We start from the raw sequence: 23,864 nt of genomic DNA on the forward strand, positions 1-23,864 counted from the left end.
ATTCCCCTTTTTTACTTTAATGTAAAGATTGTTTGTCCGTATTCAACTGGTTCTCCATGGTCAATATGTATTTCTTCAATAACACCATCTTCATCACTCGTTATTTCATTAAGAACTTTCATCGATTCTATATATCCTACTACTTGTCCTTTGTTTACTTTATCTCCTATATTTACTAATGGATTAGATAACGTTTCTTCATCTTGAAGATAAAAAGTACCAATAATTTCAGCATTTATAGATTTTGGTTCAGATTCTTCATTAGTATTTTGTTTAGTTGTTTCTTTAGGTTGTTGTACTACTTCTGAATTATGAGAATTTAAATCTAATTCAACTTGAAACTGTTCTTCTTTATATTTCATATAAGGAATATCATTCGTTTTCATTAAATTGATTAATTGTTCTACTTTTTCTATACTCATTTTTATTTCCCCTTTATTAATTGTCCTAATTTTTTAGATTTAGGTCTAATAAAATCTAATGATTTGAATTTTTTAATCTTTATTAGGTCTAAATCACGTTTCACCTTGTTTGAATATTCTTTGTATGATTCATTGGCTTCTTCGACTGAAATCCATTTAAATGTTATTTCATCATTTGCCTTTAATTGAGATAATCTTTCTCTGCCCACGAAACTAACTGTAGCTATCTTAGTGTAGCCACCTATTGTTTGTCTGTCGTTTAGAAGAATAATAGGTTGGCCATTGCTTGGTATTTGGACGCTACCAGGTGCAATTGGTTCAGATATAATATCCGCACTATCCAGATGTTCTAAGTTAGATTCTCCGATTATTCGATAGCCCATCCTATCTGACATATCCGAAATCTTATAAACTTGTTCTGTTAATAACCTTTTTGAAGCATCAGTAAACTGGTCGAATTGTAATCCTTTTATTATTGGTATAATATATTTTTCCTCGTCTTCTTCAACATTAAACTTATTACCTATGACGTCGTGGTTTAAATTTTTATCTTTAAAGCTTAAAGTGTCACCAGACTTTAATGTTCTACCTTTGTACCCACCTATACCACTACGTGTATGAGTTGATAAACTACCTAAAATAGGATCAATATTCAACAATTTATGAAATGCTAAATATCCTCTTGTTCCTTTAGTGATTTGCTTAATATTTAAAACTTGACCTTTATCTACAAAAATTGCAGTATTTACCGGTACAGTTAAATTATCTAAATATATTTCAGCGTCATATGCGACAAATGTAATAATGTTTGATTCTGAAAATTTCAATGTCGGACCATTTAAAGTAACTTCTAACACAGCTGAATTTTCATTATCTACCAATGCAGTAGCTAATTTATAAAAATATTGATTCATAACGCCAGCAACTGAAAAACCATCTTTTTCATGTTTATACCTACCTAAATCTTGTACTGTTGTAAACAACCCAGGTTTTATTACTTTCATCTCACTTCACCAACTAACTGATTATAATCATACGTACCATCTAATATCTCTTTCTCAATTTTGTTATAAGTTTCTTCGTCTATTGATTCAAAAGAAATATAGTCTCCAGCTTCATATAAAATCATTGGATCACGATTTAAATTAAATACATCTATAGGTGTCCTACCGATAATTTGCCATCCCCCTGGAGATTCTTTAGGGTATAAACCAGTTTGGTTATTAGCAATCCCAACAGATCCGGCTGCAATTTTCTTTCTCGGTGTTTCCTTTCTCGGTGTATGTATTTTCTTGTCTAATCCACCTAAAAATGGAAATCCTGGTAAAAATCCTATAGCATATATTAAATATTGCCCACCAGTGTGAATATTAATAACATCCTCTTTTGTTATATTTGCATGATCTGCAACTACATTTAAGTCCGGTCCATATTGCTCCCCATAAACAACTGGTAATGTAATGCACTTTTTAGATTGGTTAGATGATTTTTTAGTTTTTTCTATTTCGTTTAATTTCAAGTCTTCTAACAATTGCTCATATGTAAAATTCAAACCATCAAACTCAACCATAATAGAATTATACGAAGTTGTAACACTTAGTACACCTGGATGATTTAATTCTTCTAGTTGCATAGCTAAAAATGAAATTTTTTCTTTTACATCAGGATTAATTTCATTTTTATCATAAATCATGAAATGTGTTTCGCTAATCGCTTTTATATTCAATTTTACCCCCCTTTTTATTAGCCATAATAATCAGACTATTTAAATTAATACTTCACTATAATAACATGAATTAAATCAAAACAAAAAGGCTGTTTATACATTTAATGGAAATGCATAAACAGCCTTTTTATATTTTGTAAAAATATTTAGTCTATTTTTACTATTTTAACTTTCATTTCATTACCATTTGGTAATGGAACATTTACTTCTTGATTTAATTTTTTACCTATTAATGCTTTAGCAATTGGAGATTCGTTAGAAATTTTACCTTCAAATGGGTCTGCTTCAGCTGAACCTACTATTTTGTAGCTTTCTTCTTCGTCGCCTGGTATTTCTGTAAAAGTAACTGTTCTACCAATTTGAATTTCATTTTTAGCACCATTATCTTCGATAATTTGAGCGTGACGAATCATATTTTCTATTTTTTGAATTTCTTGTTCAATAAAGCCTTGCTCATCTTTTGCTGCATCGTATTCTGAGTTCTCAGATAAGTCACCAAAGCTACGAGCAACTTTTATTTTTTCAACGACTTCTGGTCGTTTAACTGTTTTTAATTCTTCTAATTCTTGTTCTAATTTTTCAAAACCTTCCTGTGTCATAGGAAATTCTTTTTGTGTTTCCATTCTTCCATCTTCCTTTACTTTGTAATTATTTAGATATTTTGGACTAATGATTGAATCTTAGTCGTCATGATGTCTATTGCAACCTTATTACTACCACCTTCAGGGATAATGATGTCTGCATATTTTTTTGTAGGTTCTATAAATTGAATATGCATAGGTCTAACAACTGATAGGTATTGATCTATTACTGAATCCATTGTACGTCCACGCTCTTTAATATCTCTCGTTAAACGTCGAAGTATTCTAAGATCAGCGTCAGTATCAACATAAATCTTAACATCCATCAAATCTCTTAAATCTTCATTTTCTAAAGCGAATATACCTTCAAGTATAATTACATCTTTAGGTTCGAACCTAATTGTCTTATCACTTCTAGTATGATTTGAATAATCATAAGTTGGAACTTCAATTACATTTCCCTCTTTAAGATTTTTTAAATCATTCACTAACCTTTCGTTATCGAAAGCAAATGGATGATCATAATTTGTCTTCAACCTATCTTCAAAAGACATATGTGATTGATCTTTATAATAGTAATCTTGTTCAATTAAAGCAACACTATATCCATCTAAATCTTTCATTATCTCGGATGTTACAGAAGTTTTCCCTGAACCAGAACCCCCTGCAATACCTATTATTGTTGTCTTTCCCATCAAACTAATCCCTTTCTCATCATATTATTTGGGTATATTGGATGATCCACTTTAATTTGTATTATTTGTAGTGGATGTCTCGCTGCATCTAATTCCACGCCATCTTCGTCATATATTTTATCAATAACTTGTGTGAAATTATCAATTTCAGGTCCAAAGAATTCAATTTTCTGACCAGGCTTAAAATAATTTCTTTGTTGAATAGTTGCAATTTGTGATTCTGGGTCATAGTCTATCACTAAACCACAAAAATCAAAAGGTGTTTTTTTATTTGCTTCGCGGCCAAACATTTGCTCTTCAAAATGAGGGACACCTTCAAAGAATGCTGGAGCTGTATCTCTATTAGCACATTTATCAAGTTCAACTAACCATTCTGGATCAATTTTAAAGTTCTCTGGATCTTCAGCGTAGCTATCGATAACTTTTCTGTAAACGGATACAACTGTTGCGATATAGTGCATAGATTTCATACGACCTTCAATTTTTAAAGAATCAATACCGATGTCCATCATTTTAGGTATAGATTCGATTAATTTCAAGTCTTTTGGACTCATTGCAAACGGTGTTGTATCTTCATCGCCAAAATAAGGCTCTAATTCGCCATCTTCTTCAACTGTTATTAAATCATAATCCCAACGGCAACTTTGACAACAACCACCTCTATTTGAGTCTCTCGCTGTCATATGATTGCTTAATGTACATCTGCCAGAGTATGCAATACACATAGCACCGTGGATGAAAGTTTCTATTTCAATATCTACTTTTTCTTTCATTTCACGCATTTCTTCAGCACTAGTTTCACGAGCTAACACGACTCTTTCTAAGCCTTCTTCTTTCCAATATTGAACAGCGCGATAATTAGATAATGACTGTTGTGTACTTAAATGAATTTCTAAATTAGGCGCAACACGTTTACATGTTTCAATAATAAGTGGATCGGCAACTATTATGCCATGAGCACCTGTATTACTTAATCCTTTTAAGTAATCTTCCAAGCCTGGAATATTCTCATCATGAGCAAATATGTTTGTCGTAACGTATATTTTAGCACCATATTTATCAGCAAACTGAACACCTTCAGCTATCTCTTCCATAGTGAAATTATCAGCATTAGATCTCAACCCATATTCTTGTCCACCTAAAAAGACAGCGTCTGCACCATAATGGACAGCAATTTTTAATTTTTCTAAATTGCCTGCAGGTGCTAGTAATTCTGGTTTTTTCAATTTTGATTTACGACTAGCGCCAATAGGTTCTAATACTTTCATTTTAATCATTCCTTTAATCTAACTTAGTAAACTGTTTGTTTAAATAAGAAACCTTGATCCATTGGACGATGATCTTTTTGAACATCTTCAATAGGCTCTAATAACATAAATTTTTCATCTTCATACAATTCTGGGTCTTCGTAATATAAATCGATGGCTTGTCTATACTGCTCTGTAGCTACATTTATATATTCTTCTGTTTGTAAAACACCATCAATTTTTAAACTGTCAATATTTGCTTCTAATAGCTCTTCTAAATCTTCAATTAAACAAATATCATTAGGACTCATAATATGCGTACCATTGCTATCTTCATAAATTGGATATTTATTACTTCGTTCTTCATCATACAATAGCATATCTTTATTTTCTTCTCTGTTTTCTATCTTCATTACTTTATCTTGATACATAAAGTAATTACCTAGCAGTTTACGTTTAGATTGGAACATACATGTCATTCCATGAACTTGCACTTCTATTTCCACATTGCTGTTTTTCTTTATTTCGATTACTTCTTCTATGCTTAGTTCACGTGCAAGAACTGCTCTATTAGCACCGCGTTCTCCCCAATAATTACATTGGAAATGATTTGTGACAATAGTTTCAGCATTCCAATTTAAAGGTATTGGGTTCTCTTGTTCTTTTACTGCCATCAATACTGCAGGATCTCCAAAAATAATGCGGTCAACGTTTAATTCATGTAATAAATCAATATATGCTTCTAGATCAGCTATATGTTCATTATGAAAAATAGCATTTACAGCTACATATGCTTTTTTACCATGTTCATGAATAATTTTAATAGCCTCACGTAATTCGGGTTCTTTAAATTCTCCTGCTAGTCTTAAGCCAAATTTTTCTTCACCAATGACAAACGCATCTGCACCTAATTCAATTAAAGTCTCAATGTGGTTGATTGACTTAGGCGTAACTAGTAATTCTGTCATACTTCTAACTCCTTTTTAGAAATAGCTATGCCATCTCCTACGTTCATTAAAGTTGTCTTATAGTCTTTGCGATTTATTAACCACTCATTATAATTTTTAACTTTTTTAACCATTTGTCTTACATTTCTACTTCTAACAATATCGATATCACTTACAAATCCATGATATAAAATATTATCAGTAATAATGACCCCATCATTTTTTAAAAATGGCTCATATAGCTCGAAAAACTTTTGTGATTGAGCCTTAGCTGCATCAATAAATATCATATCAAATTTAATTTCATTTGGAATGAATTTTTCTGCTTTTAAAGCATCAGCGAAAATGGGATGAACTTGATTTTCAAAACCATATTGTTTTATATTGCGAGCAGCTAGCTCATACATTTCTTCATTTCTTTCAATAGTCCAAACTTTAATATCGTTATGACATGAAGCGAAATGCATTGCACTATATCCAATAGCTGTACCAATTTCTAAAATATTTTTAGCTTCTTTTATTCTAATAATTTGTTTTACAAATTCGGTCGATATCTTATCCATAATTGGGACATTATGTTGAGCAGCATACGGTCTCAAATCATCAATTTGAGATGAGTTTTGAAATAACAATTGTTCAATATACTCTATATCTTTATCCATGTCATGACTTCCTTACACTTGAATATAATAAAAAACCCAACTAGTTTATATAACTAGTTAGTATGTCTCACTCATTTATTTATATGGTTTTATAAACATTAGATATTTTATCACATAATGACATAAATAGTAAGAGTAAATTTAAAACAAGAACGCTTATAATCAGTTTCAGCGTTCTTGCTTTAATATTTTATTTAGATTGGTTTTCTTTTTGTTCTTTTAAACTAGATGAGAATAATACTTTACCACTATTGTTTTTTGTAAAATAATAGTAATCCGTATCTGGTGGATTAATTGTTGTACTAGCTGTTTCTTCAGAAATATTGCTTATTGGTCCAATTGGAATACCCTTGTGTGTATAAGAGTTATATTTGGAGTCATTATTAAAGTCACTTTCTGACAAATCCTCATTTGGTTCTTTTCTAACTGCATATCTAACAGTCGCGTCAGAATCTAAAGCACTTTGCGGGTTATTTTCTATTCTGTTTATTAATAACGAAATATATCTTGATTTGTCAGTTATCTTCTTCATTTCCGACTCAACTATTGAAGATATTGTCATACATTCATGGAATGTAATTTCAGTTTCTTGGTAGTTTTTTGTTATCTTAAAAGCACCATTGTCTTTATATTTCTTAAATGTAGTGTCATAAGTATTCTTCAACATTTCATCTATAATATCATCTAATGATACATCACTTTCTGAATATTGATATGTATTCGGAGCTAAATACCCTTCTAAAGGATATCTAATATCTTTATTCATTATCTCGTCAGTTAACATGTCAGGATATTTTTTTTGGAATTTCTTTATGTAGTCTCTATCCCGCATTTTCTTCTTAAAAGTTTCTCTTGATATTGAAGTGTTCTCTTCTACTACTCCCGCTATTAGTTCAATTGTAGAACCTTCTTTTATTTCAAATTGAACTGCAGTTTTTAAATAAACTTTACCAGATTCTAAACTTTTCGCTATTTCTTTGAGCGTCATAGATGGCGAAAACTTATATTCACCTGCTTGAAAGCTAGAAATATTATTTAATTTTAAATAATATTTGAATGTCGTAGCGTTTCTTATAATATTTTTATCTGCAAGTTGGTGACTTAACGTTTCAGTCGTAGTATTTGGATTAACAGTTATGATAATTTTTTCATTGCTGTCAGCATTTACTGGTCTCGTATTTACTCCTGCAACAATTAACCCTATTAAAACTGTTAGTATAAATAATAAGAAAAGGATGACTAAAATCGTTAAACTTATATACTTAGATAACAACCTTGCATCTTTATAAATACTATTTTTCTTCATAAGCCACTTTTACTCCTTAGATAAATAAATTGTCCCTAATGATTATATCACATTAGGGACAAAGTGTACTATTACAAGTGAAGTTTAGATATCATCCATTTCAGTGTTTACGATTTCTTCAATCATATCCCACTCTTCATCTGTTTCAACTGGTAATAATTTCCCGCCTTCACCGTCATCATTAGCTTCATTAATCATTGGAATCAGTTCAATTTCTTCGTCTTGATCCGAACCTTCTTCTGCTAAGATGATATATTCTTTTTTGAATTCAGGATGGTAGAATTCTAACACTTTACGATAAAGAACTTCGTTATTATTCTCATCGATTAAAGTTAGTAATTCCTCTTCGTTATTAATTTCTAAATGTCCTTCATGATTTTGTTCACTCATTATTAATTCTCCTCTGTATGCGTTATTTAATAGAATCCAAATAACCTTGTAATATAAATACTGCAGCCATTTTATCTATTACTTTTTTTCTTTTTTTACGAGATACGTCCGCTTCAAGTAATGTTCGTTCAGCGCCGACAGTACTTAATCTTTCATCCCACAATTTCAACTTCAAATCAGGTCTTTTCTTCTCTAATAATTCTTTAAAGTAGATGGAAGCTTCACCACGTGGGCCGATTGAATTATTCATATTCTTAGGCAATCCAATAATGACAGTGTCAACATCATATTGATCTATAATTTTGATTAATTCATCAAAGCCAAAATCTTCTGTTTCTTCGTTAATTTGGAGTGTATCGATACCTTGAGCTGTCCATCCCATAGCGTCACTTACAGCTACACCTATAGTCTTACTTCCAACGTCTAAACCAATTATCCTCTTGTTAAGCATTGAATTCATTTTCTTGCTTTAAATAAGTTGATACTAGTTCTTCCATTATATCATCTCTGTCTAAGCGTCTTATTTGATTTCTAGCTTCATTGTGTCTAGGGATATACGCAGGATCACCAGAAAGTAAATATCCAACAATTTGATTTACTGGATTATATCCTCTTTCTTCTAAAGTGCGATAAACATTTTGTAGTACTGTTTTGACATCTTCTTTTGGAAATTCATCATAATTAAATTTCATTGTTTTATCAAAATTATTCATCTTTTTTTACACTCCTTAACTCCATTAACTTAGTATTAATTATATCATATTCCTTTAATACTTAAAATTATAGAGTTTTAATGTAGTTTTTAACAAACTGTAATGCTTCTGTTACTTTGGAAGGATCAGTACCGCCACCTTGTGCCATATCAGGACGACCGCCACCTTTACCATTAGTAATTTGAGCAGCTTCTTTAATGATATCTCCTGCTTTAACTTTATCTGTTAATGATTTTGGAACTGAAGCTACTAATGATACTTTTTCGCCGTTAACACTTGCTAACAACAATACGGTATCTTGCATTTTTGATTTATAGTCATCCATAATTGTTCTCAATACTTTTGGATTTTCTGCTTCAACTTGTGTAGACAATACTTTTATACCGTTAATTTCTTCTACACTTTCTTCAATATTACCTGTTTTTAAATCCGTAATAACTTTATTTTTATGTTGAAGTTCTTTTTCTAAGTCTTTAATTTGTTGTTGAATTTGATCAATTTTTTCTATTGTTCTATCTTGCTCTTTTACTTTAACATGACTCATTACATCGTTAAGAATTTGCTCTGTTTCTTTTAATGTTTCGTATGCTACCTTGCCAGTTACTGCTTCTATTCTTCTTACACCTGCACCAGTACCTGATTCTGAAACGATTTTAAACAATCCAATTTCGCTTGTGTTTTGGACATGTATACCACCACAAAGCTCAATAGAGAATGGCGACATATCTACAACGCGTACAATATCACCGTATTTTTCACCGAATAATGCCATTGCACCTTTTTCTTTAGCTTTATCGATAGACATTTCTTCAATTTGGACTGCAATGTTTTCCCAAATTTTTTCGTTCACTATTTGCTCTATTTGTTCTAATTCTTCAGCAGTTACTTGTCCAAAGTGAGAGAAATCAAATCTTAATCTTTCGCTTTCAACTAGTGAACCAGCTTGGTTAACATGATTTCCTAATACTTCTTTTAATGCTGCATGTAATAAATGGGTAGCAGAATGATTTTTTGTAATACTTCTTCTTTCATCTTTATTTACAAATGCATCAACTGTAGTGCCTACATGAACTTGTCCAAATGTAACATGACCAGTGTGTAAGTTTTGACCATTTGGTGCTTTAGTAACTTCTGTCACTGCAATTTCGAATTGATCATGTCTAATGATTCCTGTATCGGCAACTTGTCCACCAGAAATTGCATAAAATGGCGTTTCTCTTAAAATAAATTGTATCGTTTCTCCACTTTCTGCTTCTTCACATATTTCGCCGTTTAGAATAATATCTGTGAGTTCTGTTTGTATTTCTGTTTTATCATAACCAACAAATGTGCTCGGTGTTGTTAATTTACTCAACACTTCATTTTGAACTTGCATAGATTGCGTTTTTTGACGAGCTGCTCTTGCTCTCTCTCTTTGCTGACGCATTTCATCCGCAAAGCCTTCTTCATCTATTGATATACCTTCTTGAGTTGTGATTTCTTCTGTTAACTCAATTGGGAAACCGTAAGTATCATAAAGTTTAAATGCATCTGAACCTGATAATATATGATTATTCTCTTTAGCTTTAAGCATCATCGTGTTAAGAATCGCAAGACCTTCTTCTAAAGTTTCATGGAAACGGTCTTCTTCTGATTTAACTACTTTCTTGATGAAATCGCTTTGTTCTTTTACATTTGGATAGTATGGTTCCATTATTTCTGCAACAATATCAACTAGTTTATATAAGAATGGTTCATTAATTTTTAAACTTTGGCTAAAACGTACTGCTCTTCTTAATAACCTTCTTAATACGTATCCACGACCTTCGTTAGCAGGTAGTGCGCCATCACTAATAGCAAAACTAATCGTTCTAATATGATCAGAAATAACTTTGAATGCTGTATCTTGTTCTTTATTTTCTCGATATTTCAAACCACTAATAAGTTCTACTTGTTCAATAATTGGAATAAATAAATCAGTATCATAGTTTGTTGGAACATCTTGAGCAATAGATGTCATTCTTTCTAGACCCAATCCCGTATCAATATTTTGATTAGGTAATGGTGTATATGTGTGATCACTATTATGGTTAAACTCACTGAATACTAAATTCCAAACTTCTAAGTAACGCTCGTTTTCTCCACCTGGATACATTTCTTCTTCAGGATCTTCTTGTCCATATGTTTCACCGCGGTCATAAAAGATTTCAGTATTAGGTCCAGACGGTCCTTCACCTATATCCCAAAAGTTACCTTCGATTCTAATAATTCTACTCTCTTCCAAACCAATCATGTCACGCCACAAATCATAAGCTTCTGTATCTTCTGGATGTATCGTAACGTACAGTTTTTCAGGATCCATAGCCATCCAACGTTCGCTTGTTAAAAACTCCCATGCATATTGAATAGCTTCTTTTTTGAAATAGTTACCAATTGAGAAATTACCTAACATTTCAAAGAATGTATGATGTCTTGCCGTAAACCCTACATTTTCAATATCGTTTGTACGAATTGCCTTTTGAGCGTTAACAATTTTAGGATTTTTAGGTATTTCACGGCCATCGAAATATTTCTTCAATGTCGCAACCCCAGAATTTATCCATAATAACGTATCATCATCGATAGGTACTAAAGGTGCTGATGGTTCAACCATATGCCCTTTTTCTACGAAGAAATCAATGTACATCTGTCTTATTTCACTAGCTTTTAAATTTTTCATTCAAATCACTCCTCAAAATAAATAAAAAACGCCCATCCCTAAAAAAGGGACGAACGTATCGCGGTACCACCCTAGTTATGACACAATGTCATCACTTTAAGTTTATTTGATTATAGTTCAAAGAAGCAGCGTTCAATAAATAATGTCATGTTTTTCACCAACCAACATGTCTCTCTAAGCGATTATTTATTTACTCCTCTTCTTTTCTTATTCTATTTGATTATAAGCAGAGTTATTTTGTATGTCAATTATTTCATGAAGTCATAAGGTGTTTTATTTTGCATGTTTATCATTGGATCAATTTCATACATATTTTCTTCTGTCAGTATCAAATTTTTGATTTCAGTTGGTTCCTCTGTATCATCATTACTAAAATACAGTTTAAGTTTTGTATCGAAAGACGTCATACGTCCATTTCCTAATGTTTTAATACCTTGATTAAAAGCATTTTCCTCACCACAGACAACTAAAGACTGTTTTGCTCTTGTTAAACCAGTATATAAAATGTTTTTCTGTAACATTCTAAAGTATTGTCTAACAATAGGCATGATAACAATCGGAAATTCCGAGCCTTGTGATTTATGAATTGAACAACAATATGCATGTGTAACCTCTGATAAATCTTGTTTCGTGTAAGTTATTTCATTTCCCTCATAATCAACGATAATAACATCTTTCCCTAAAGCATTTTCTTCAGCTTTATATACGCCTATAACAACACCAATATCACCATTAAACACGTTATCGTCCGGTCTATTAATAAGCTGTAGTACTTTATCCTGTTCACGATACTCTACTTCACCGTATTGTAAAAACCTTGTTTCTTCAGTTTTAGGATTTAAAATGTCTTGAAGTAATTGATTTAACTTATTGATACCAGCTGGACCACGATATATTGGCGCAAGAACTTGAATATCTTGCATATTATATCCTTTTTTAACTGCACCTTGAACAACTTTTTCAACGACTGAAGCAATTTGGTTACTGTTACAACTGATAAATGAGCGGTCATGATGTTTTTCATTAATAGAAACTGGAATATTATTTTTTATTTTATGTGCTAAATCAATGATTGATGAACCTTCTTGTTGCCTATATACTTCTGTTAAGTTCACACGTGGAATGACTTTTGAATCAATTAAATCTTTGAATATTTGACCAGGTCCAACTGAAGGTAATTGATCTTCATCACCTACAAAAATAATTTGCGCATAATCAGGTACTGCTCTTAAAAATTGGTACATTAACCATGTATCAACCATAGACATTTCATCCAATATAATTAAATGAGCATGTATATCATTATCTAATACATCATCAGGTTGAGTATCTTTACTCCAACCTATCAATCTATGGATAGTCATGGCTTCTAAACCAGTTGATTCACTTAATCTTTTAGCTGCTCTTCCTGTTGGAGCTGCTAAAACTATTGGAAAATCAGTTCCTTCTTGATAATCATCATAATCCAAACTAACGCCATGAATTTCAGAATATAGCTCACATATTCCTCTTATAACAGTCGTCTTACCTGTACCAGGACCACCTGTTAATAACATCATTTTATTATTGATGGCTGTTTCGAGTGCATTCTTCTGCCCTTCAGCATAAGAAACGTCATTCATGTCTTCTATTTCACCAATATGAAGTTGTAAATCACTTTTTTCAATTTCTTTTAAATCTTCTTGGTGTTGATACAATCTATGCATAATTTGAACACTTTTAGCTTCTGAGTAATATAAAGATGGCATGAAACAATTATTGTCTTCTATTATAATTTTACTTTCTTCACTCATCTCAACCATAACATCATTAATTTGCTCTTTTGCTACAACTTCAGGTTGGTTATGATTTAATAATTCATATGCACCATTGATCAAAATATCAATCGGTAAAAATGTATGACCGTTTTGTAACGATTGCTGATCTAAATAGTAATTCACACCCGCCACAACACGTTCATTATGGTCTTTTGAAATACCAATTTGTTCAGCGATTTGGTCTGCTCTTTGAAAACCAATACCATTTATATCCATAACTAATCGATAAGGAGACTGTTTTATGATGTTCATTGTTTCTTCTTTATACGTTTGATAAATACTCATGGCTAGTTTAGGTCCAAACCCTAATTCATTTAACTTTATCATGATGCGTTCTATCGCTTGATTTTCTCTTATAGATTCTACTATAGTACTACGTTTTTGTTTGTTTAATTTAGGTATTTCTTCTAATACATCTGGATCATCCAATATTTTTTGTAGTGCATTTTCACCCAATTTATTGACGATTGTCTCTGCAGTTTTCTTACCTATTCCTTTAAATAAATCACTGGACAAATAATGAATGACACCTTGTTTCGTTTGAGGTAATTCTTTCTCGAAAGTGTCAGCTTGAAGTTGCTTTCCATATTTAGGATGTTCAATAACCTTACCTTTAAAAAGATAAGTTTCACCTTCTACAATTTGAGGAAAATACCCTACTATAGTGACTTCATGGTCAAAATCTTCATTTGAATCCATCACATCAACTTTTATAACAGTGTAATAGTTATCACTATTTTGAAATAATATTCTAATAACTTCACCTTTAACATGTGAAAGATCAAATAAAGATAAATTTTCCAATGCTAGTCCTCCTCTGACATTTGTTCAAACATTTTAATTGCGTGTCCACTTAATAAATGGTCCGGTTGTATCTCTACTGCTTTATTGAAGTATTGTAACGCTTCTTCAGCATCTTCATTTTTCATATATTTTGCTAATCCTAAATTATATAATGCATCCACATGTTGTGAATCTTTTTCAAGCACATTTTCTAATTGCGTAATGGCTTCTCCAAACATTTCTACTTGGCAAAGTGTTAAACCATATTGAAAAGCTATTTCTAAGTCATCTGGTTTTAGTTCATGAGCTCTCATAACGTATGGCATTGCTTCAGTATGTGCTCCTAATTCGTTAAAACACATGCCTAACATAAAGTTAGTATCTGAATCATTTAAACCTTTTTGAATAGCAAATTGATATAATTTAACAGCTTCATCAAATCTTTGTTGATTGTAATATAAATTCGCTAAACTATAATATGCACCACCGTGCTCTTCATTTATAGTAATAGCTTTTTGGAAGAATTTTTCTGCTTTTTCTATTTCATCCGCTTCAGCCAAAATAGTACCCGCATTAATGTAATTCGTCACTTCATTTGGATTCTCTTCTATATTTTCAAATAAACATTTGAGTGCTTCATCAAATTTTTTATTTTCTATTAATTCTACGATTTCATTTTCGTTATGCATGATTTAACTCCTTTAAAATTATCATTGACTACCATTATAACAAAATTAAAAAGAGGTGTATCTTAAAAGATATCACCTCTAAAAATTTTATACCATATAGTCTAATTGCTTTTCAGTTTTATATACTTCATCAATTGTAGCGCCACCTAAACAAACTTCACCATCATATAATACGACAGCTTGTCCAGGTGTAATTGCTCTTACTGGTTCTTCAAAAATGACTTTAATTTGGTTATCTGAAATTTTTTCTACTGTAACATTTGTATCTTTTTGTCTATATCTAAATTTTGCAGAACACTGAATTGGTGTGCTGAAATCTAATTCATTGATGAAAGAAATATCAGAAGCGATTAAGTAATCACTATATAAAGATTCATGGTGAAAGCCTTGTTCAACATATAACACATTATCTTTAAGGTTTTTACCTACAACAAACCATGGATCTCCGTCTCCGCCAATTCCTAGACCATGTCTTTGTCCAATTGTATAATACATTAAACCAGTATGTTCTCCCATATCTACGCCTTCAAGTGTTTGCATTTTACCATTTTGAGCAGGTAAATATTGAGATAAAAATGTTTTAAAGTTTTTTTCGCCGATAAAACAAATACCCGTAGAATCTTTCTTTTTAGCAGTTGCTAAATCTTGTTCTTCTGCAATTTTTCGTACTTCACTTTTTTCTAATTCTCCTAATGGGAACATAACTTTAGAAAGTTGTTCTTCTGTTAATTGGTTTAAGAAATAAGTTTGGTCCTTATTATTGTCTACGCCTCTAAGCATTTCTACTTTATCGCTATCGCGTCTTACACGAGCATAATGACCTGTAGCAACATAATCTGCTCCAAGTTTTAAAGCATGATTTAAAAATGCTTTGAATTTAATTTCTTTATTACACATAACATCAGGGTTTGGTGTTCTTCCTTTTTTATACTCATCTAAGAAATACGTAAACACTTTATCCCAATATTCTTTTTCAAAATTTACTGCATAATAAGGAATATCTAGTTGGTTACATACTGCAATAACATCATTATAGTCTTCAGTAGCTGTACAGACACCATTTTCATCAGTGTCATCCCAATTTTTCATAAATATGCCTACGACATCATAACCTTGTTCTTTTAATATATGCGCAGTTACAGAACTATCTACGCCCCCGCTCATACCTACGACTACACGGGTAGATTGATTATTCATTTTCTTCCTCCTTAAATTGATGATATATTTTCATAATTGCACTTACAATATAGTTAATCTCTTCTTCAGTTGTCTCTAATCCAAAACTAAATCTTACAGATTTTTTCGTTCTTTCTTCATTGCCAAACATCGCTTGTAGTACATGAGATGGTAGTGTAGATCCAGCTGTACAAGCAGAACCACTTGAAACATAAATATTAGACATATCCAATAACGTAAGCATTGTTTCAACTTCTATAAATGGAAAGTATAAATTCGTTATATGGCCGGTTGTATCTGTCATACTTCCATTAAGTTCAAATGGTATCGCATTTTGTTGTAATCCTACGATTAAATTTTGCTTTAAATTCATTAAGTGTACATTTTGGTAATCCATATTTTCATTAGCTTCAATTATAGCCGTTGCCATTCCACAAATATAAGGAACATTCTCAGTACCTGCTCTTCTCTTTAGTTCTTGTTCTCCACCTTGAATAAATGTATTAAACTGAATATCCTTTTTAACAAGCAAAGCACCTATACCTTTTGGACCACCAAATTTATGAGCTGTAATACTTAGCATATCCATAGGCATTTCATTAAAATCAATAGGCATATGTCCAATTGCTTGAACAGCATCGACATGGAATGTAATTTCTTGTCCTTCAATTATTTCGGCAATCTCATATAAAGGTTGAACAGTTCCAACTTCATTATTAACAAGCATAATTGAAATTAAAGTTGTATCTGGTCTAATGCTCTCTTTTAAATGTTCTAAATCTACAACACCATTTGGATGAACATCTAAATAAGTGACTTCAAATCCTTCACGCTCAAGTTCTTCAAAGACATGCAATACAGAATGATGCTCTATACTGCTTGTGATAATATGCTTTCCTTTATTTTCTTTTTTTCTCGCAACGCCTTTTATTGCCGTATTGTTTGCTTCTGTCGCACCACTTGTAAATATAATTTCATTTGGTTGAGACCCTAAAACAGATGCAATGTCTCTTCTCGCTTGATCTAAATATTTCCTCCCATCTCTACCTATAGAATGTATAGAAGATGGATTTCCATAATGCTCTGATAATATTTCTGTTATTTTTTCAGTAACAACAGGTTTTACTGGCGTTGTCGCTGCATAATCTGCATATACTTTCATCTTGAACGTCCTTTCTTAGTTTTCAATGTCACTATTCTAGCACCATTTTATAAAATTGACTAGAAGTCTGTTTCTTTATTTCTTTCATCTGTATATTGCTCTAATATTTTTAACTCATCCTTCATCGATTCAGCATCAATAGGTGTATTAATAGATACATTTTCATGAATGAGCTTACAGTTTTCAATCTTCCAAACTTGGTCTCTTATTTCATCTTTAAAAATTTCATCATGCGACACAATAATTACTGCACCATTAAAACTTTGGATTAATTGTATGATTTTCTCTTGCATACCAATATCAAAATAATTAGTTGGTTCATCTAAAATTAAGATGTGTGGGTTAGAAAAATATAATTTTACAAATTGTAACCTGCACTTTTCTCCCATTGATAACTGACGAACTTTATCATTCATCCTGCTTTTATCAAAATAAAAACTCGCTAAAATAGTCCTCGCGTCTGTTATCGTCATATTCTCAATATCCATAACTTCTTCTAATACCGAGTTGTTTGGGTTTAAATTTTGAAAATCTTGCGAGAAGTATCCTATGTCTAAGTCAGGGTGCTTTTTGACAGCTCCACTCATTGGTAATAAGTTACCTAAAATTAATTGTATCAATGTAGATTTACCGGACCCATTTTTACCTTCTATAATTACAGTTTGATTTCTTTTTATTTCAAAATAAGTGTCTTTAAAAATTTCACGACTCTTATATGAAAATGAAACATTTTCGAATCTTACTAAATAATGTGATTTAAATTCATTATTTTCTATAGAAAAGGATTTATTTTCTTCTAACGGATTATCAGATTTTGATTCTTCTAATTTACGATTTAACTGATGTTCTTTTGATTTAAATCTTTTAGCTAATTTACTTAATTGTTTTTGAGCATATGGACTTCGAACAGAAGCTTTCTGAGCAGCGCTTTGATACCATTCTTTGTATTTCTTAATACTTTCTTCTATTGCTTTTTGTTCTTTCTGTTCTTTTTCATATTTTAATTTTTCTGTTTCAATTTCAATATCTTTTTGATTTTTATAATCATCATAATGACCTGAATATCGAGTTGCACCATCTTTTGTGAGTTCTAAAATAGCATATGGTGTTTCATTTAAAAACTCTCTATCATGCGAAACGAATAGAATAGCTCTTTGTTCTGATTTAAAAGCTTTTATTAGCCACACTTTCATCTCTTTATCCATATGGTTAGTTGGTTCGTCTATTAATAATAATGGTGCATCTGATAAAATAACTTTTAAAAATGAGACTTTAGTTTGCTCACCACCACTTAAAGTGCCTATCTTTTGCTCAAAATGTGTTGATGATAATCCTAATTTATTTCCTTCAATAATAATGTTATTTTCAACGTTATATCCGTCTAATTCTATATAACTATTTAAAGAATCAATGTCAGATAAATCTTTTCTCAATCCAACTAACTTTGGATATGCAGACATGACATAATCCATAACATCAATATCATCATATTTACTTAAATCTTGTTCCATCATGGCTGTATCAATCAATTCATTTTTATGAATATGATGTAATAGCGTAGATTTACCAACACCATTAACGCCGATAATGGCTAAATGCTCATGGTCTTCGATATGAAATGACAAACGTTTTATAAGCTGTTTATTCTCAATTTCTAATGGTTTTTCTTCAAATAAAAATAGCATAATGTTGCCTCCCGACCCATGTATTACACATACAAGGACGCACCATTACACTATTCTCAGTAATGGTGGCTTACAATATTTAGACATATTTATCCAATCATATTTAGACATATTTATCCAATCATCATTGTGTAATACAATGGTATTTTTACGTAATCAAATTAAGTGCGTAAAAATTATTGGATGTCCATGTCTAATATTGATGCCACCTTTCGCTAAATTTCCATATAGTATAACGAGAAGTTTTACATTAGTCAACTTTTAATGAGCAATTTCATAGAGCGCCTTCTTTACTATTGTTATACTTCGATTATATAAATAAGTAAGGAGAATTAAACATGCAATCACATTTCCCAATTTCTGCTTTGAATCTTGTTCCTTTAAGAAAAGGAGAATCAGAGCAAGAAGCGATTCAAAATATGGTACAACTTGCACAACATGTAGAAAAATTAGGTTACGAACGTTATTGGATAGCTGAACATCACAATGCACCTAATTTAGTAAGTTCTGCAACTGCTTTATTAATACAACATACTTTAGAACATACAGATTCAATCATGGTAGGTTCAGGTGGTATCATGCTTCCTAACCACGCTCCACTAGTCGTAGCAGAACAATTTGGTACAATGGCTACTATGTTTCCAAACCGCCTTAATTTAGGACTTGGTCGCGCTCCCGGCACTGATATGATGACTGCTTCTGCACTAAGACGTGATTCACATAAAGGTGTATATACATTCGGAGATGACATTAAACAATTATTAAAATATTTCGGTCCTGAAGAAGATCAATCATATGTAAGACCTTACCCTGGTGTAGATACAAATATCCCTATATACGTGTTAGGTTCATCAACAGATTCTGCACACTTAGCAGCTCGCCTTGGTCTACCTTATGTGTTTGCAGCTCATTTTGCACCACAACAAATGGCACAAGCTATAGAAATTTATCGTGATTTATTCGAACCATCTGAGTATTTAGATAAACCACGTGTGACAGTATGTTTAAATGTCATAATAGGAGAAACAGATGAAGAAGCAACATATTTATCATCCACTATGCATTTAATGTTCTTAGGTATTGTTAGAAATTCACGTTTACCATTACAACCACCAACAGATCAATTAGAAAATATTTGGTCACCTCAAGAAAAATATATGGCACAAGATAAAACAAACACTTCATTTATAGGTAGTGAAGAAACAGTTAAAAAACAATTTTTAGCATTCCAAGAAAAATATAATGTAGATGAAATTATGGCAGTTAGTTATATTTATGATTTAGATAAACAGTATAAATCATTTGAATCATTCAAAAAAGTAGTAGACGAAATATACAGTGAGTAAATTAGATATAAAAACACACAGTCCGAGACATTTTTAAATGTCTCGGACTGTGTGTTTATGTTCTATTTTAAATTATTATTAATATATTCTTGTACACTTGAATTGAATAGGACACCACTGTTATGTTCACCTGTAACGCCACCATAATGAATACCAATCAATTCTTTATTAGCGTTAAATATAGGTGAACCTGAATTACCACCGTATGTGCTTAAATCATATGTAATGCTACTGCCTGAAGCGGATAATACATTACCTTTACTTTCCCATAAAGTAGCTAATGGCTTGTCACCAGGATAACCTGTAACTGTAATTGGATCACCTTTTTTCACAGATGATGTATCTACTGGACTTGAAGGTTGAACTACATCACCAATAGACTGTCCTTTACTATTCTTACCAACATGGACCACAGCTAAATCTTCTCCATCTGGAGCAGTTGTGTAATCAGTAGCTGTGAAAGTACCAAACGGGTAATTTCCTTCGCCATTTGCTCCTGGTGAGAATTTCAATTGAGATGCATCACCATTCGTAAAGTCTACTACATGTTTATTTGTTAAAATTGTATTTTTACCTACTACAACCCCAGATGCTATAGACGTACCGCCTATATCAGCAAATGCTACAGATTGGTAATGTCCAGAAGTCGTGTCTGTTATTTGCGTGCGGTCATTCTTAGGTAATATGACTCTTGGTTGTTTTGGTTCATTATGTGCATTTGCTTCTAATGGTGCACTAACTAAACCAACCATAATAACGGAGACTAAGGCCAACATAAATATTTTTAATCTATTCATTTAAAACACTCCTTTGTTGTAATGTACAATTATTTTAATATGAAATTAATATTCTAGGATAAAAATACCCTACTTTGATATTATTTATACCCAACTGTTAACTTTTATAGCAGTTTTTTACAGTTGGGCACTGAAATCGTACACTTAGGCATAAAAAAAGAGATTGAACGCTCGCGTTCAATCTCAATTATTTTTAAATATAGAACATATAACCTTCTAATTCATCTTGCTTTGTATAGTTCGCTAAATATTCTAAAGTCGTATTATCCAGCACTTCTTTAACAGCGTCACGTATTCTTATCCATAACTGTTGTTGAGCTGGAGGTTCATCTTCTATTCCTTCGACTAGTGTAATTGGTCCTTCTAATAACCTTATAACATCCCCAGCAGTGATTTCAGATGGTGATTTTTGTAATTCATATCCCCCTTTTGCACCTCTGACACTTTTAATAAGACCAGCATTTCTTAATGGCCCTACCAATTGTTCTAAATATAAATCACTTAAATTATTTTCTTCGGCGATAGACTTCAATGATGTACATCCTTGACCATAACGCTTGGTCAACGATATCATTAGTGTTAAGCCATATCGTCCCTTAGTTGAAATTTTCATGTACTACACCTCTTGTTTTCTTTAAAAAGTATTGTTTAACTTATTTTATCATTTTTTTGACAGTTTGAGTAATTAGAAAGGTTGATCACAGATGAAAAACGAACCGTTAGCATATAGAATGCGTCCAAAAACGATAGATGATGTCATTAGTCAAGATCATTTAGTTGGACCTAAAGCCATTATTAGACGAATGGTAGAAACTAAAAGATTAACGTCTATGATTTTTTATGGGCCCCCAGGAATAGGAAAAACAAGCATTGCACAAGCTATTGCAGGTAGTACACAATATAAGTTTAGACAGCTTAACGCTGTTACAAACACGAAAAAAGATATGCAACTTGTCGTAGAAGAAGCTAAAATTTCTGGACAAGTTATATTACTGTTAGATGAGATTCACAGATTAGATAAAGCGAAGCAAGACTTTTTATTACCTCACTTAGAATCGGGCAAAATAGTTTTAATTGGTGCAACCACTTCAAATCCATATCATGCTATTAATCCAGCGATTAGAAGTAGAGCTCAAATTTTCGAATTATATCCGCTAGAAGAGGAAGACATTATAGAAGCTTTAAATCGTGCATTAAACGATGAAGAAAATGGATTATTATCATATCAACCTGAAGTAGATGAAGAAGCAATCGCTTATTTCGCACAAGCTAGTTATGGTGATGTAAGAAGCGCTTTGAATGCATTAGAACTAGCTGTATTAAGCGCAGATATCGAAAATGACACTCGACACGTTACGGTTGAAGACGCAAAAACATGTATACAAAAAAGCGCTTTTCAGCATGACAAAGATGGTGATCAACACTACGATGTCATGAGCGCATTCCAAAAATCTATTAGAGGTAGTGATGTAGATGCTGCACTACATTATTTAGCACGACTTATAGAAGCTGGAGACTTACCTACTATAGCTAGGCGTTTATTAGTTATTAGCTATGAAGATATTGGTTTAGCTTCACCAGGCGCTGCAGCAAGAACATTATCAGCAATTGAAGCAAGTGAACGATTAGGATTTCCCGAAGCACGTATTCCATTAAGTCAGGCAGTTATAGAGCTGTGCCTCTCTCCTAAATCTAACTCAGCTATTACCTCAATAGATTCAGCATTATCAGATATTAAAAATGGTAAAGCAGGTCTTGTGCCAAAACATTTAAAAGATGGACACTATCAAGGTGCTAAAGATTTAGGTAACGCAATAGGCTATAAATATCCTCATAACTATGAAAATAGTTATGTAAAACAACAATATTTACCTGATACGTTAAAGCATAAACAATACTACCAACCAAAATTAACATCCAAAGCTGAACAACAATTTGCAGAAGTCTACAAAAATTTAAAAAACAAAAAGTAATTTATAATAAAGTCATCTAGAATATAAACGGAGTCAACATTATACAAAATCGTAGGAAATATCACTCTAACAGGCTTGTTTATCATCACTAGCTCGTTAGAGAATGTAACGAGCTTGTCTTATATTTCATGCACGTTAGAGAATCCATTATTCTCTTATTCATTATAAACAATAAGCTACACGTACTTATATAATAAAAACAGGCTGGGACATATAAATGTCTCAGCCTGTTGTTTTTACTTATCTTTAACTCTCTTAACATGAATATCTTTTAGTATGTCATTCACTACATAACTAGCACAAATCAATCCTACTGTACTTGGTACAAAAGCATTTGAAGATGGTGGCATTTGTGCTTTTCTAACTTTAGCATTTTTATCTCCGACGACTTCATTAACATCTTCTCTTATTACAATAGGACTTTCATCACTAAATACTACATTTATTCCTTTATGAATTCCCATTTTTCTAAGTTTAAGACGAATAATTTTTGCCATTGGATCAGTATGTGTTTTTGAAATATCAGCAATTTCAAATCTAGTAGGGTCTGTTTTATTTGCAGCCCCCATACTTGAAATCACGTTGATGTTTCTTTCTAAACATTCTTTCATAAGATGTATTTTGTACATAATTGTATCACTAGCATCTAAAAAATAATCTATATCGTATTCATTAAATAATGCTTCGTATGTTTCTTCTGTATAAAACATATGTAATGAAGTGACTTTGCAATCTGGGTTGATTAATCTAATGCGTTCTTCCATTAAATCAACTTTAGATTGTCCAATTGTTGTAGTAAGTGCATGTAATTGTCTATTCACATTTGTAATATCTACATCATCTTTATCGATTAAAATTATATGTCCTATATTCGTTCTTGCTAGTGCTTCAGCAGCAAAAGAACCAACGCCGCCTACTCCTAGTACAACAACTGTTTTGCTTTCAAGTAAATCTAATCCTTCTTTACCAATCGCTAACTCATTTCTTGAGAATTGATGTTTAGTCATATTTTTAACTCCTTTACACAAAAATACGCAAGACATAGAGTC

23 protein-coding genes and 1 other annotated feature are annotated in these 23,864 nt (G+C 31.8%); of the genes, 2 read left to right on the forward strand and 21 right to left on the reverse strand.

Annotated features, from left to right (window positions below):
- Positions 1-11 precede the first annotated feature (11 nt).
- The 18 genes from CD135_RS03900 to sal(B) all read right to left on the reverse strand — a co-directional run bounded on the left by CD135_RS03900 (position 12) and on the right by sal(B) (position 18,699).
- Positions 12-422 carry an acetyl-CoA carboxylase biotin carboxyl carrier protein gene (locus tag CD135_RS03900; RefSeq protein WP_064211028.1) on the reverse strand — a complete coding sequence of 137 codons (411 nt, stop codon included), beginning with the start codon at positions 420-422 and terminating at the stop codon, positions 12-14.
- A 2-nt stretch (positions 423-424) separates the two neighbouring features.
- On the reverse strand, positions 425-1,426 hold the full coding sequence (locus tag CD135_RS03905; protein WP_103268851.1) for a 5-oxoprolinase subunit C family protein: 1,002 nt from the start codon (positions 1,424-1,426) through the stop codon (positions 425-427).
- On the reverse strand, positions 1,423-2,148 hold the full coding sequence (gene pxpB / locus CD135_RS03910; protein ID WP_103268852.1) for a 5-oxoprolinase subunit PxpB: 726 nt from the start codon (positions 2,146-2,148) through the stop codon (positions 1,423-1,425). Before pxpB ends, CD135_RS03905 begins: the two co-directional genes overlap by 4 nt.
- 146 nt (positions 2,149-2,294) lie before the next feature.
- Positions 2,295-2,771 carry a transcription elongation factor GreA gene (gene greA / locus CD135_RS03915; RefSeq protein ID WP_016998523.1) on the reverse strand — a complete coding sequence of 159 codons (477 nt, stop codon included), beginning with the start codon at positions 2,769-2,771 and terminating at the stop codon, positions 2,295-2,297.
- A gap of 29 nt (positions 2,772-2,800) precedes the next feature.
- On the reverse strand, positions 2,801-3,424 hold the full coding sequence (gene udk, locus CD135_RS03920; RefSeq protein ID WP_016998522.1) for a uridine kinase: 624 nt from the start codon (positions 3,422-3,424) through the stop codon (positions 2,801-2,803).
- Positions 3,424-4,692 carry a peptidase U32 family protein gene (locus CD135_RS03925; protein WP_016998521.1) on the reverse strand — a complete coding sequence of 423 codons (1,269 nt, stop codon included), beginning with the start codon at positions 4,690-4,692 and terminating at the stop codon, positions 3,424-3,426. Before CD135_RS03925 ends, udk begins: the two co-directional genes overlap by 1 nt.
- A gap of 23 nt (positions 4,693-4,715) precedes the next feature.
- Complete coding sequence (locus CD135_RS03930) at positions 4,716-5,639, reverse strand: peptidase U32 family protein (RefSeq protein ID WP_103268853.1); 924 nt, start codon at positions 5,637-5,639, stop codon at positions 4,716-4,718.
- Positions 5,636-6,280, reverse strand: a complete 645-nt coding sequence (locus CD135_RS03935) for an O-methyltransferase (RefSeq protein WP_064204508.1) — start codon at positions 6,278-6,280, stop codon at positions 5,636-5,638. Before CD135_RS03935 ends, CD135_RS03930 begins: the two co-directional genes overlap by 4 nt.
- A gap of 190 nt (positions 6,281-6,470) precedes the next feature.
- Positions 6,471-7,586, reverse strand: coding sequence for an endolytic transglycosylase MltG (mltG, locus tag CD135_RS03940; protein WP_103268854.1), 1,116 nt, complete (start codon positions 7,584-7,586; stop codon positions 6,471-6,473).
- 84 nt (positions 7,587-7,670) lie between these two features.
- Entirely contained in the window at positions 7,671-7,976 is a 306-nt protein-coding gene (locus CD135_RS03945) for a DUF1292 domain-containing protein (protein WP_016998517.1), read from the reverse strand.
- 22 nt (positions 7,977-7,998) lie between these two features.
- Positions 7,999-8,427, reverse strand: a complete 429-nt coding sequence (ruvX, locus tag CD135_RS03950) for a Holliday junction resolvase RuvX (protein WP_016998516.1) — start codon at positions 8,425-8,427, stop codon at positions 7,999-8,001.
- Entirely contained in the window at positions 8,420-8,689 is a 270-nt protein-coding gene (locus tag CD135_RS03955; protein ID WP_016998515.1) for an IreB family regulatory phosphoprotein, read from the reverse strand. The genes ruvX and CD135_RS03955 overlap by 8 nt, the downstream gene beginning before the upstream one ends.
- A 67-nt stretch (positions 8,690-8,756) precedes the next feature.
- The gene (alaS, locus tag CD135_RS03960) at positions 8,757-11,387 is read right to left on the reverse strand and encodes an alanine--tRNA ligase (protein ID WP_103268855.1); all 2,631 of its coding nucleotides are present in this window, start codon (positions 11,385-11,387) and stop codon (positions 8,757-8,759) included.
- Positions 11,388-11,429: 42 nt separating this feature from the next.
- Positions 11,430-11,597 (reverse strand) — a binding site (T-box leader).
- Between the two features lie 38 nt (positions 11,598-11,635).
- Positions 11,636-14,008, reverse strand: coding sequence for an SF1B family DNA helicase RecD2 (gene recD2 / locus CD135_RS03965; RefSeq protein WP_103268856.1), 2,373 nt, complete (start codon positions 14,006-14,008; stop codon positions 11,636-11,638).
- A gap of 2 nt (positions 14,009-14,010) precedes the next feature.
- On the reverse strand, positions 14,011-14,676 hold the full coding sequence (locus CD135_RS03970; RefSeq protein WP_103268857.1) for a tetratricopeptide repeat protein: 666 nt from the start codon (positions 14,674-14,676) through the stop codon (positions 14,011-14,013).
- 87 nt (positions 14,677-14,763) lie between these two features.
- A complete protein-coding gene (gene mnmA / locus CD135_RS03975; protein WP_103268858.1) occupies positions 14,764-15,873 on the reverse strand; it encodes a tRNA 2-thiouridine(34) synthase MnmA in 1,110 nt (369 codons plus the stop codon).
- A complete protein-coding gene (locus tag CD135_RS03980) occupies positions 15,866-17,014 on the reverse strand; it encodes a cysteine desulfurase family protein (RefSeq protein ID WP_103268859.1) in 1,149 nt (382 codons plus the stop codon). Before CD135_RS03980 ends, mnmA begins: the two co-directional genes overlap by 8 nt.
- A gap of 59 nt (positions 17,015-17,073) precedes the next feature.
- A complete protein-coding gene (gene sal(B) / locus CD135_RS03985; protein WP_103268860.1) occupies positions 17,074-18,699 on the reverse strand; it encodes an ABC-F type ribosomal protection protein Sal(B) in 1,626 nt (541 codons plus the stop codon).
- Between the two features lie 338 nt (positions 18,700-19,037).
- Here sal(B) and CD135_RS03990 point away from each other — a divergent pair, with 338 nt between their 5' ends.
- The gene (locus CD135_RS03990; RefSeq protein WP_064204501.1) at positions 19,038-20,045 is read left to right on the forward strand and encodes an LLM class flavin-dependent oxidoreductase; all 1,008 of its coding nucleotides are present in this window, start codon (positions 19,038-19,040) and stop codon (positions 20,043-20,045) included.
- Between the two features lie 62 nt (positions 20,046-20,107).
- On the opposite strand, the gene CD135_RS03995 is transcribed toward CD135_RS03990, so the two are convergent.
- Together CD135_RS03995 and cymR are read right to left on the reverse strand one after the other, a co-directional pair.
- Entirely contained in the window at positions 20,108-20,842 is a 735-nt protein-coding gene (locus tag CD135_RS03995; RefSeq protein ID WP_016999256.1) for a trypsin-like serine peptidase, read from the reverse strand.
- A gap of 193 nt (positions 20,843-21,035) precedes the next feature.
- Positions 21,036-21,455: a cysteine metabolism transcriptional regulator CymR gene (gene cymR, locus CD135_RS04000; protein WP_103268861.1), complete on the reverse strand. Its 420-nt coding sequence runs from the start codon at positions 21,453-21,455 to the stop codon at positions 21,036-21,038.
- 91 nt (positions 21,456-21,546) lie between these two features.
- On the opposite strand from cymR, the gene CD135_RS04005 reads away from it, so the two are divergent.
- Complete coding sequence (locus CD135_RS04005; protein ID WP_103268862.1) at positions 21,547-22,815, forward strand: replication-associated recombination protein A; 1,269 nt, start codon at positions 21,547-21,549, stop codon at positions 22,813-22,815.
- A gap of 236 nt (positions 22,816-23,051) precedes the next feature.
- Here CD135_RS04005 and CD135_RS04010 read toward each other — a convergent pair whose 3' ends face one another.
- The gene (locus tag CD135_RS04010; protein WP_103268863.1) at positions 23,052-23,822 is read right to left on the reverse strand and encodes a tRNA threonylcarbamoyladenosine dehydratase; all 771 of its coding nucleotides are present in this window, start codon (positions 23,820-23,822) and stop codon (positions 23,052-23,054) included.
- Between the last annotated feature and the right edge of the window lie 42 nt (positions 23,823-23,864).

The sequence above is a fragment of the Mammaliicoccus lentus genome, from assembly GCF_002902755.1.
In the GTDB taxonomy this organism is placed as follows: domain Bacteria; phylum Bacillota; class Bacilli; order Staphylococcales; family Staphylococcaceae; genus Mammaliicoccus; species Mammaliicoccus lentus.